Genomic DNA, 10,714 nt, shown 5'->3' with positions numbered 1-10,714 from the left:
AGAGCATTTAATTCTTTATCAGCATATGAATTTTATTCAGAGCGTGTCTTAGTTTAATTAAATGCTTTCTCTTTTTCTAAAGTTATCTATTTTTTTCTTTTGCAAATCTAAAGGAGCGAAGTCGAAGCGTCTGCAAATCCTTAATAATTAACAATAATGATGAGGTTATTTAGGCTGCTAATCATCCATTATTCTATTTTAATTAAGAAAAACAATTATCTTTGCACCAATAAAATTATGACAATACAAAGAGCACATATCAGTTTAAATCTATGCGATCGCCCTGTAGTAAAGGGATCGTTCGGATATGAATGGATGATATTGAATGAGGCGAAATGTGCTTGCTTTGAAAATTATTTACTGTAAACTCGTAAAAAATTAAACAAAATACTGCAGAAACGCCTCGATGATCGGGGCGTTTTTTGTGTTTTTAGGGCAGAAATTATTTAGAATGAAAAAAAATAACCATAAAAATGAAAATTATTTAATAACAAATGAACAATTAATAAGAAAATAAAGCGTGATAAGTAACCCGATGAGAGACAGTCATTTAGGTATTTAAGACATCTGCAAAATATTGCGGACGGAAATTCTCTATTCTAAATTTCAGTCATAATTAATTGATTTTCAAATGTTTAAATGAAAAATAAATTTGCGGGTTAAAAAAAATCATCTTTACTTTGCAACCGAAAATTGAAAGCAACAAGTTTTCAACCTTTCAAACAAACTTTTTTTAAAACAAGAAAAATAAAATGAAACAATTACATAACATATCTAATTTACCTTCAAGACAGCGCGGTGTAGAACCGACGGGGCAGGGGTATGCTTGTATTGTTCTTCTTGATAGTGAATTTGTGGATAAAAGGTGCTTATATAAATGGGTCAGCTAATAAACTGACCCGTCTAAAAATATAAAGCGCCTCCCGAAAAGAGGCGCTTTTTGATGTTTTATGGTTTCTCTAGCTTATTTGGTAAAGCGTCGGTTTGTGGCACCGGAGAACAGGGTTCGATCCCCGGAGATACCCCAAAAAGTGAATAGTCAATGGTCAATTTTACTTCGTAAGCGAATTTTTTAAAATTGATAACCAAAGCAGATTGACGATTGCTTATTCATAAATTAAAAACAATCTCATAGCTCAATGGGTTGGAGCATCGGTCTGATACGCCGAAGGTTGAAGGTTCGAGTCCTTCTGGGATTACAAAAAGTGAATGGTGAATTTTGCTTCACAAATGAATTTAAAATTTAAAATTGACCGCTCACAAATAAAATCTCATGGCTCAATTGGATAGAGCGTCGGTTTACGACATCGAAGATTGAAGGTTCGAGTCCTTCTGAGATTACAGAAAAGTGAATAAGTCAATGATGAATTTGTTTCAAGTGAATTTAAAATTGACAAGCAAAGCAAATTGACTATTCACAATTCACATTTAACGGTTCCGTGGCTCAATTGGATAGAGCATGGGTTTTCTAAACCCAGGGTTACAGGTTCGAAATACGAAGTATTCGTGAATACCATAAAAATAAAATATGAAATTCATGAACAATCCTGTCGGAATCACAAAAGGTTTATTGAGGTAATGGCTAACCTGCCTGACTGTCGCTCAGGCACTGCGAGTTCGATTCTCGCATAGACCGCAAAGATTCACGGAAAATTTCGGATCCGACTGTCTCTCGGAGAAGATTTTTAAAGTGAATCTGCAAAACTGGAAAGATAACGGTGGTTGTTTACCCGTCTTGGACGCGGGAGGTCGCAAGTTCGAATCTTGCTTTCCAGACGAAAAAATGTGAATAGTCAATTGTGAATTTTGTTTTACAAGTGAATTTAAAAATTGACAAGCGAAGCAAATTGACCTATTCACAATTCACACCAAGTTAATTGTTTCAAAAGAGAAAAAGAAAAGGTTTGTCGAGAGCAGACGATCTTTATGCCAAAAACACGATATAATATAGACAGGCTTTTTCTTAACTCACTTTGAGGCTGGATGATGAAATTTTTAAAAATAATATAAATTTTAGGTAAAATAAAGTTTGTCAAAGCGCAGAAGTTCTTATATCAAACAAAAAATTAAGACAGGCTTTATTTTTTAATGAAAATTTAAATAAAAAAGAATAATCAGAATGTTGGGAAATTACTCATTGCCCATTACTGATTACTCATAAAAACGATGGTTCGCCGAAGTGAAAGAGTCGGGGCGGTCTGCAAAACCGTTGCGTAAGCTGAGTGAGTTTTGAAATGTGAAACATTCGTGAATTCAGATAAAAAAATAAAATGGTTATGAACAATCTCATAACCATCTCAAATAACTAAAATGAGATTAGTTCCGAAGAAAAAGAAAAGTTTGTCGAGCGTAGAAGTTCTTATATCAAACAAAAATTAAAGACAGGCTTTGTTTTTCTTCACAAGAAATTAAAAGTTAAGAATTGGAAGATTATTATAAAATATTACTCATTACCAATTGCTTATTACTCATGAAAACCGGAAGTACGCCGAAGTTGGAGAGTCGGGGCAGACTGTAAATCTGTTGCTTCATTGCTGAGTAGGTTCGAATCCTACTACTTCCACCAACCGCTGATAATGTAATGGCAGCATGCAGGAAATGTACTCTTGTTGTTCAGGTTCGACTCCTGGTCAGATGGTCAAAGAAAGTGAAATGTGAATAGTGAATTTTGCTCCGCAAGTGAATTTAAAGATTGACTACCAAGTAAATTGACGATTGACAATTCACAAGAAAAACGCTCTATTCGTCTAACGGTTCAGGACGCCTGCCTTTCGAGCAGAAAACAAGGGTTCGATTCCCTTATAGAGTACAGAAAAGTGAATAAGTGAATAGTGAATTTTACTGCGCAAGTGAATTTTAAAAATTGACTACAAAGTAAATTGACGATTCACAATTCACAAAGAAATAGGTTTAAATGGAAAGGGAAAAGTTTGTCGAGCGCAGAAGATCTTTACGAATATAACAGGCATAGTTTATAAATATAGACAAGCTTTTCTCAGACCTAAAATATAAGTAATGAGTAATGTGCAATGAGTAATTATTGCAACGGTTATAATTAATTATGAATTTATAAGACATAATTTTTTATTAATGATTACCAACTACTCATTACTTATAAAATTCGCGGGAATGGTGGAAATGGTAGACACACTTGATTTAGGCTCAAGGTTTGAGGGTTCGAGTCCCTCTTCCCGTACAAAAGTATAATTGATAAATCATCAATAATAAATGATAAAAGTAACAATGGTATCATTTATAACTTATCAATTATCATTCATACACAAGGAAGAGTGGTGTAGCAGGTCTGCACGTTAGTCTGAAAAACTAAAGGTACAGGTTCGATTCCTGTCTGTTCCGCGAGATATGAGTAATAAGTAATGTGTAATGAGTAATAAATTATGCGCAAAAAATATTACTAATTACCTACTACTCATTACTTATAAATTGATTCGTAGTGTAATTGGTCAGCACACAAGACTTTGACTCTTGTTGTTCAGGTTCGAGTCCTGACGAATCAGCAAAAATTGCTTCGATAGTGTAATGGTAGCATCTCAGTCTCCAAAACTGATGGTATTGGTTCGAGTCCAGTTCGTAGCGCAAGAAAGTGAATAGTCAATGGTGAATTTTGTTTCACAAGTAAATTAAAAAAAATGACAAGCAAAGCAAATTGACCTTTTACAATTGACATAATAATTAATAAAAATTTAGACAAAACAAAACATGTAGAAAAAATGGAAACGCAACAAGAAACATGGCAGAACATGAAGGGAAAAATTTTCCAACACTCTATCACACAGTTGGTAGAAGAAGCCATCATCCGAGAACAGGCAAATGGACATCGACTAAAAGTATGTGTGGGTTCAGACTCCCACGTTTATGGTGATGCCATTAATTATGCTACGGCAGTTGTCTTTATTCGTGAGGGAAAAGGAGCGTTTACCTTTATCAGAAAAGAAAGAGAAATACAGAGTATCAGTATTAAAGAGCGTATGCTGAACGAGGTGAATAAATCCGTAGAAATCGCTTATGCAATTTGCTCTATTCTGGAAACTTATGATGTGGAAATGGAGGTACACGCAGACATTAACACCGATCCGGACTTCAAATCCAACGTCGCTTTGAAAGACGCAATGGGATATATTCTGGGAATGGGATATGTGTTTAAAGCAAAACCTTATGCATTCGCAAGTTCAAATTGTGCTGATATGATGGTGTAAAATAGCTGGAAGCGGGATGATGGGAGATGGAATTTTTTTAATAGTATGAAATTAACTTCCTTCATCCAGCTTCTAGCATCCATCCAAAAAAATAAAACAAAGCAATGGAAATAACAAAAAGATTACTGTTTCTGGATGATATAAGATATCCGATTGAAGCGTATCATTATACCAAACAGGATGTTTTCCTCAGAAAAGATTGGCATATCGTCCGAAATTACAAGCAGTTTGTCAACAGGATTTTGGAAAAAGGACTTCCGGAAATGATCTCTTTTGACCACGACCTTGCTGATGAACATTATTTGGAACCGAATTCTCAGGAATTTGTGGAAAAAACAGGTTACGATTGCGCAAAATGGCTGGTAGAATATTGTATGGATAACTATTTGGATTTACCCAAATTCTATTGCCACTCCATGAATCCTGTTGGAAAGCAAAATATTGAGAGCCTTTTAAAAAACTTTAAAAAATTGTAATGGACATTTTTAGATGTATTCAAGATATAAAAACGCATTTGAAACTCAGTTTTGATGAGGTTGACAGGTGGTTTGATAAAGATAATGAAACGTTGAATTATCAACCTTCAAATGGAGGTTGGACAGTTCGACAGATTCTAGAACATATTTATTTTACGAACTTTTATTTGTTGATTTTAATTGAAAAAGGTTCAAAAAAAGCAATGCGAAATTATTTGAATCTTGATTTAAATATTGAAATAAAAAATTACAGTTTCAATCAAGAAAAGTTTGAAAAAGTAGGTGACTATGATGCTTTTGAATGGATAAGACCAGAACACATGGAGCCGAAAGGAGAATTAAAATTAACTGAAATCAGAAGCTTAATTTCTAAACAATATCATCAATGTTTAAATTATTTAGACTTGATGAAAACGGCGAAGGTCTTCTCTGCAAAACAACAATGACAGTGAACGAATTGGGAAAAATCAATGTGTATGAATACATTTATTTCCTTTCACTTCATGCTCAGAGACACGTTACTCAGATGAAAAATAATGAATTAGAACTATTTAAAACTACAAAATTTTAATACTTAAGTTTTTGAAAATCTTTGATTTTCTCTTATGTGAACTAAATATTTTCAAAGTTGTAAACTAAAAAAACTAAGAGTTCTCAAGTTTAAAAGAAGTAATTAAAACTATTAAAAACTAAAAAAATGATTTTCAAAACATATAACTCCATAGAAAACACTTACCAAAACCGTGTGATCGATCAGATTTGGATGCAGGGGTTTGGAGATGAGGTTTTCATTGTGCAGGAGAAAGTTCACGGGGCTAATTTCTCTTTCTTCACCGACGGAAAGGAAATTAAAATCGCGAAAAGAACAGCTTTTATTGAACAGGATGAAAAATTCTTCAATGCACATCAAATTTTAGAACGTTACAGAAAAAATGTAATTGAAGCGTTCGAAAAAGTGAAAACGATGCATCCCGATGTTGAAACCGTAGTGATTTACGGCGAATTGTTCGGAGGTGGTTACAAGCATAAAAAAGTAGAACCTGTGAAAGATGCAGTTAAAGTTCAAAAGGGTGTTGAATATGCTCCTCACAATGAGTTTTACGCTTTCGATATCAAGTTGAATGGAACTACTTATTTGGATACAGATTTTGTCAATCAAATTTTTGAAGAAACCGGATTTTTCTATGCAAAAATCTTATTTCAGGGAATTTTGGAAGATGCCTTACATTATCCGAATGTTTTCGATTCTAAAATTCCAGCTTGGTTGGAGTTACCTGAAGTCGAGAACAACATGTGTGAAGGAACAATTATTAAAACTTTGAAAACCAAATATTTTGGAAACGGCTCACGAGTCATTTTGAAAAATAAAAATGAAAAATGGGTTGAAAAGTCTAAAGTTGTTAGAAAACAGAATAAAACTGTTCAAAAACAAATCAACTTTAGCGAAAAAGCTCAGAATATTTGGGAAGAAATCCAAAAATATGCAACTGTAAACAGATTGAATAACGTTGTCAGCAAAATTGGCGAATTCGAACCGAAAATGATTGGCAAGGTGATCGGTCTTTTTTCTCAGGATATTTTAGAAGATTTTGAAAAAGATTTTCCGGAAGTTTTCACAACCATAGAAAAAGAAGAACAGAAAAGGATCAATAAAAAGTTAAATTCTTTGGTCATTGATATTGTAAAAGAAGAATTAATGACTGTAAAAATTTAGTTTCGGTAATTATTTATCGAAACTTTTTTACATGTAAAATTGAATCATAAAATAATTTATTAACTAAAACGTGCAGAAAATTTGTCATTCTGACGAAGGAAGAATCTCAACATCAATTATTAGAGATTCTTCATTTCACTTCGTTCCATTCAGAATGACAGTGAGAACGTAAAACTTTTGTAGTTAAAAAAACAAACAATTAAAAAAAATGAAACCCAATATATTTTTCACAGCAGACCACCATTTTGGTCACGAAAATATTATAAAATTCTCAGAAAGACCTTTTGAGTCTTTAGAACAGATGAATGAAGAACTCATCAAACGATGGAATGAAAGGATCGGCGAGAACGATACGGTCTATCATTTAGGTGATATGAGTTTAGGCAAACCTGATTTCACGAAAGAAATTTTGGATCGGTTAAATGGAAATATTCATTTAATAAAAGGCAATCACGAAGGTGCAGCTCTGACTTATCCTAAACGATTCGCGTCTATCAGAGATTATCACGAACTAAAAATCGATGAGCCTGAAAACAGCAATGGCAAACAAAAAATCATCCTTTTTCATTACGCCATGAGAACTTGGAATGGTTCACATCGCGGAGTTTGGCAACTTTACGGTCATTCACACGGAACTTTGCCGGATGATGAAATGGCTCTGAGCTTCGATGTCGGTGTAGATTGTCATAATTTTTATCCAATTTCTTACGAAGAAGTTAAAGAATTTATGAAAAAGAAAAAGTGGACTCCACCATTTGCTCCGAGAAATTAATGAGAAGGAAGCTGGATGCAAGATGCTGGAAGTTTTACAGCGCGTAATTTACTTCCAGCCTCCAACTTCCCGCTTCCATACTTTAAACCAAAAATTATGAAAACAACCAATGAAATATTAATCATCGATTTGGAAGCCACATGTTGGGAAAATGACAGAATTCCCGCCGGACAAAAAACCGATATTATAGAAATAGGAATTTGCGAATTAAACAGAACAACACAAGCAATTTCCAAGAAACAAAGCATTTATATAATTCCGGAAAGATCTAAAATTAATAAATTTTGCACTGAACTGACCGGAATTACACCACAATTAATTAAAGAAAAAGGAATTTATTTCGAAGAAGCCTGTGAGAAAATCAGAGATGAATATCACTCAAATCAGCTTACTTGGGCAGGTTTTGGAAATTTTGATAAAGAGCAGATCGTTGAACAATGCGATTATCTCGGTATTGAAAATCCTTTTTCCGAAAATTATATCAATGTGATGTATCAATTCAAACAATACAACGGACTTTTTAAAATGATGGGCTTAAAAAGAGCCTTAAAGTTCCTGAATATGGATTTCGAAGGCAATCATCACAGTGGAGCAGACGATGCTTACAACGCCGCCAAAATTTTGAGAGAAATTTTGAGATAATAATTTGGTAAGGAAGATGGATGATAGAAGCGGGAAGTTTTTGCGGTGTGAAATTTACTTCCAGCCTCCAGCTTCAAACTTCCAGCCTCAAATATTAAATTTTTTAAACAAATGAAAACAACAGATAAAATATTAATTATAGACCTCGAAGCCACGTGTTGGGAAGACCGACCACCGAGAGGGCAGGAAAGTGAAATCATAGAAATCGGAGTTTGCATTATGGATCCAAAAACCGGAAGAATTTCACAAAATGAGGGGATTTTAGTAAAACCTCAATTTTCAAAAGTGAGTCCGTTTTGTACGGAACTGACTTCCATTACACAACAAATGCTAGATGATGAGGGCATTTTGCTGGAAGATGCATTAGATATTCTGAGAGTAGAATACGATTCTGAAGATCTGACTTGGGCAAGCTATGGAAACTACGATTTGAATATGCTTCAAAATCAGGCAAGAAGATTCAATATCGATTATCCTTTAAGTGACGATCATATTAACGTGAAAACTTTGTTCGGAGAATTGCATCCGACAGTTCGTAAAAGTGTCGGTATGGCAAGAGCTTTAGGAGAATTGAATCTCAAGCTTGAAGGCACGCATCATAGAGGTGTTGATGATGCCAAAAATATTGCGAAAATATTGCATTGGTGTCTGCAACAATAATAATGTAACAATTTAGCAATCTAAAAATGTAACAATGACTCCCTTTCAAAAAGGGAGTTTTTTTATTGACATAGGAAAATGAAGCGTCAAGAAAATTAATTCTGTGAACGTTAAGAAAATTCTACTGTTTGAGCGCGAGACCAATACTGAATCGAAGAACAAATACCAGATTCGCGCGAGTTTTAGAATTTTTAGAGAACAGAATTAATTTTTAGCGGAATTTTCCAAGTCTTGAACTTTTGTTTCTTTTGTTTCAAGACAAAAGAAAATTATTAAAAAAAAATAACAGCGCAAAAACAATGCGCAATTTCCCTTTTACTTTGCATCATCAAAATAGAACAACACTAAAATTTTGAAAAACAGGTTTTAGTCAAAATATCAGGCAGGTCTTGTTGAGTGTTTCTGTATAACACCATTGCAGAAGAATTTGTTGAGAAACATTATTTCGTTCTGTTCAACTTGACTTGAAGGTTTCAGGAGTTTGCCAAAAAACTTCTACCATGCGCTATGGGTCGGAGGTTCGAATCCTTCTATTTCCTTTGGGGAAATATAACTCAGCCCGGTTAGAGTAATAGCTTTTTTGAATGCGTGGGTTCGATTCCCACTCTCGTTACGCACTAGATAGCTCAGTTGGCTAGAGCACTACATTTTTAACGTAGGTTGAAAATAGACTCAAAATCTATTTTTTTTCGAGTTTTGAATATTCTCATTAAAAATATTCATGGAAAAGTCTGGGATTTTTTCAGTTGTTGAATCAACATTTTGAAAAAGCCTGTAAGAAAAGATATTTTCTGAAAATGAAATGGAGACGAAGAATCAATAATTTTTTGGATGAATTTTCTAAAAAGGACGATCGTCCGCGTGAGCGATGGTAACGGATATCCTTTTTTGTCACATTGAGCGAAGTCGAAATGTGAACAAAAAAGATAGAAGTGAACGTAGCGACCCAAGCTGCTGGTAAAGGTAAGGCGAGGGACACGCCCAAAATCTGAATATTTAGAAACTGAATGTGAAAATAAGATTCTAAGCTCAACGAATTTTTCTGAATTGCTTTCCTTCCGCCGTTTTTGGAAGAAGAAATTCCGGATTTTCTTTTTTTTAATTGAAATTAATAACCATTTAAAATAGTAAAACGATGATAAAGAATGTACAAATTAAAGCATATGAAACAGGTTTGGTTTTCAAAAACGGTAACCTGATTGAGATTTTAAGAGAAGGTAATTTCTGGATGTTTGGAAACAAATCTGTGGAAATTTATGATATGAAATCTTTGTTTAAATCTAATACAGATCTTAATCTTTTGTTGAAAAATGAAAGCCTGAAATCTCTATTGGAAGTGGTTGAAGTGAAAGATGGTGAAATCGTTCTGATGTACGAAAACGGAATTTTCAAAGAAGTTCTAAATGTCGGTCAATACGCTTTCTGGAAAGGAATTTTGAACAGAGAGTTTCAAAAAATCGACTTAACGAAAGTTGAGATCACCGAAAAAATTTCCAAAACAATTCTTGAAAATATAAAGTTGAAAAATTTCGTAAGAAAGTTTGTAGTAATGAATCAATATAAAGGACTTTTGCTGATAGACGGAAAATTAATCAAAGTTCTTGAAGCCGGAACTTATTATTTCTGGAACAATGAAACTTCCATCGATGTAAAATCTGTTGAGGTGAGAATGCAGCAAATGGAAATTGCAGGTCAGGAATTATTGACAAAAGATAAAGCCATGCTTCGTATCAATTTCTACGTGCGTTTTCAGGTGGAAAACATCGAAAAAGCGTTAATGGAAAATAAAGAATATGATAAGCAATTATATATTCTGATGCAATTGGCTTTGCGTGAATTTGTTGGAGCGTTGACGTTGGATGAATTGCTTGTGAAAAAAGATTCTGTAGGAAAAGAAATCCTTGAAAATCTTGGAAACAAAGCTGAAGAACTAGGTTTAAAAGCATCTGATGCAGGAATCAGAGATGTGATTTTGACAGGTGAAATGAAGGAAATCATGAATCAGGTTTTGATTGCTGAGAAAAAAGCTCAGGCAAACAGCATCATGAGACGTGAAGAAACCGCCTCCACAAGAAGTTTGTTGAACACAGCGAAATTAATGGAAGAAAACGAAGTCCTTTGGAAGCTGAAAGAAATGGAATACATGGAGAAAATCGCCGACAAAATTGGAGATATCACCGTTTCCGGAAACAGCAATATTGTTTCTCAGCTGAAAGAAATTTTCACAAAATAG

9 protein-coding genes and 12 tRNA genes are annotated in these 10,714 nt (G+C 34.0%); all 21 read left to right on the top strand.

What is annotated here, in order from left to right; all coding sequences use genetic code 11:
- Positions 1–953 precede the first annotated feature (953 nt).
- The 21 genes from ABEG63_RS08030 (at position 954) to ABEG63_RS07930 (ending at position 10,714) form a co-directional block, all read left to right on the top strand.
- Positions 954–1,027: transfer RNA gene (locus ABEG63_RS08030), tRNA-His, on the top strand.
- Positions 1,028–1,125: 98 nt separating this feature from the next.
- Positions 1,126–1,199, top strand: a tRNA-Ile gene (locus ABEG63_RS08025).
- 68 nt (positions 1,200–1,267) lie between these two features.
- Positions 1,268–1,341 (top strand) — tRNA-Arg (locus ABEG63_RS08020).
- Positions 1,342–1,433: 92 nt separating this feature from the next.
- Positions 1,434–1,559, top strand: a tRNA-Arg gene (locus ABEG63_RS08015).
- A 5-nt stretch (positions 1,560–1,564) separates the two neighbouring features.
- Positions 1,565–1,636: transfer RNA gene (locus ABEG63_RS08010), tRNA-Asp, on the top strand.
- A gap of 68 nt (positions 1,637–1,704) precedes the next feature.
- A tRNA-Pro gene (locus ABEG63_RS08005) sits at positions 1,705–1,776 on the top strand.
- 703 nt (positions 1,777–2,479) lie between these two features.
- Positions 2,480–2,566 (top strand) — tRNA-Tyr (locus ABEG63_RS08000).
- A gap of 170 nt (positions 2,567–2,736) precedes the next feature.
- Positions 2,737–2,809 (top strand) — tRNA-Glu (locus ABEG63_RS07995).
- A 314-nt stretch (positions 2,810–3,123) separates the two neighbouring features.
- Positions 3,124–3,196, top strand: a tRNA-Leu gene (locus ABEG63_RS07990).
- Between the two features lie 88 nt (positions 3,197–3,284).
- Positions 3,285–3,357: transfer RNA gene (locus ABEG63_RS07985), tRNA-Phe, on the top strand.
- A gap of 88 nt (positions 3,358–3,445) precedes the next feature.
- Positions 3,446–3,518, top strand: a tRNA-Gln gene (locus ABEG63_RS07980).
- Between the two features lie 8 nt (positions 3,519–3,526).
- Positions 3,527–3,597 (top strand) — tRNA-Trp (locus ABEG63_RS07975).
- 134 nt (positions 3,598–3,731) lie between these two features.
- Positions 3,732–4,217: a ribonuclease H-like YkuK family protein gene (locus ABEG63_RS07970; protein WP_346584067.1), complete on the top strand. Its 486-nt coding sequence runs from the start codon at positions 3,732–3,734 to the stop codon at positions 4,215–4,217.
- A 104-nt stretch (positions 4,218–4,321) separates the two neighbouring features.
- Positions 4,322–4,693, top strand: coding sequence for a cyclic-phosphate processing receiver domain-containing protein (locus tag ABEG63_RS07965; RefSeq protein WP_346584066.1), 372 nt, complete (start codon positions 4,322–4,324; stop codon positions 4,691–4,693).
- Positions 4,693–5,139, top strand: a complete 447-nt coding sequence (locus tag ABEG63_RS07960) for a DinB family protein (RefSeq protein ID WP_346584065.1) — start codon at positions 4,693–4,695, stop codon at positions 5,137–5,139. Before ABEG63_RS07965 ends, ABEG63_RS07960 begins: the two co-directional genes overlap by 1 nt.
- Entirely contained in the window at positions 5,136–5,264 is a 129-nt protein-coding gene (locus ABEG63_RS07955) for a hypothetical protein (protein ID WP_346584064.1), read from the top strand. The genes ABEG63_RS07960 and ABEG63_RS07955 overlap by 4 nt, the downstream gene beginning before the upstream one ends.
- A gap of 126 nt (positions 5,265–5,390) precedes the next feature.
- Complete coding sequence (locus tag ABEG63_RS07950) at positions 5,391–6,407, top strand: RNA ligase, Rnl2 family (RefSeq protein ID WP_346584063.1); 1,017 nt, start codon at positions 5,391–5,393, stop codon at positions 6,405–6,407.
- A gap of 208 nt (positions 6,408–6,615) precedes the next feature.
- Positions 6,616–7,179: a metallophosphoesterase gene (locus ABEG63_RS07945; protein WP_346584062.1), complete on the top strand. Its 564-nt coding sequence runs from the start codon at positions 6,616–6,618 to the stop codon at positions 7,177–7,179.
- 96 nt (positions 7,180–7,275) lie between these two features.
- Positions 7,276–7,821 carry a 3'-5' exonuclease gene (locus tag ABEG63_RS07940; protein WP_346584061.1) on the top strand — a complete coding sequence of 182 codons (546 nt, stop codon included), beginning with the start codon at positions 7,276–7,278 and terminating at the stop codon, positions 7,819–7,821.
- Between the two features lie 111 nt (positions 7,822–7,932).
- Complete coding sequence (locus ABEG63_RS07935) at positions 7,933–8,481, top strand: 3'-5' exonuclease (protein WP_346584060.1); 549 nt, start codon at positions 7,933–7,935, stop codon at positions 8,479–8,481.
- Positions 8,482–9,616: 1,135 nt separating this feature from the next.
- Positions 9,617–10,714, top strand: coding sequence for a slipin family protein (locus ABEG63_RS07930; RefSeq protein ID WP_346584059.1), 1,098 nt, complete (start codon positions 9,617–9,619; stop codon positions 10,712–10,714).

The organism is Chryseobacterium sp. C39-AII1, from assembly GCF_039672645.1.
Lineage (GTDB): Bacteria > Bacteroidota > Bacteroidia > Flavobacteriales > Weeksellaceae > Chryseobacterium.
Note: the sequence above shows the minus strand (reverse complement) of the source record. Positions and strands in the feature narration are given on the sequence as shown.

Bases quoted from the DNA above. Each gene is read 5' to 3' on its own strand.
- ABEG63_RS07970 (WP_346584067.1), top strand. From the start codon at position 3,732: ATGGAAACGCAACAAGAAACATGGCAGAACATGAAGGGAAAAATTTTC.
- ABEG63_RS07965 (WP_346584066.1), top strand. From the start codon at position 4,322: ATGGAAATAACAAAAAGATTACTGTTTCTGGATGATATAAGATATCCG.
- ABEG63_RS07960 (WP_346584065.1), top strand. From the start codon at position 4,693: ATGGACATTTTTAGATGTATTCAAGATATAAAAACGCATTTGAAACTC.
- ABEG63_RS07955 (WP_346584064.1), top strand. From the start codon at position 5,136: ATGACAGTGAACGAATTGGGAAAAATCAATGTGTATGAATACATTTAT.
- ABEG63_RS07950 (WP_346584063.1), top strand. From the start codon at position 5,391: ATGATTTTCAAAACATATAACTCCATAGAAAACACTTACCAAAACCGT.
- ABEG63_RS07945 (WP_346584062.1), top strand. From the start codon at position 6,616: ATGAAACCCAATATATTTTTCACAGCAGACCACCATTTTGGTCACGAA.
- ABEG63_RS07940 (WP_346584061.1), top strand. From the start codon at position 7,276: ATGAAAACAACCAATGAAATATTAATCATCGATTTGGAAGCCACATGT.
- ABEG63_RS07935 (WP_346584060.1), top strand. From the start codon at position 7,933: ATGAAAACAACAGATAAAATATTAATTATAGACCTCGAAGCCACGTGT.
- ABEG63_RS07930 (WP_346584059.1), top strand. From the start codon at position 9,617: ATGATAAAGAATGTACAAATTAAAGCATATGAAACAGGTTTGGTTTTC.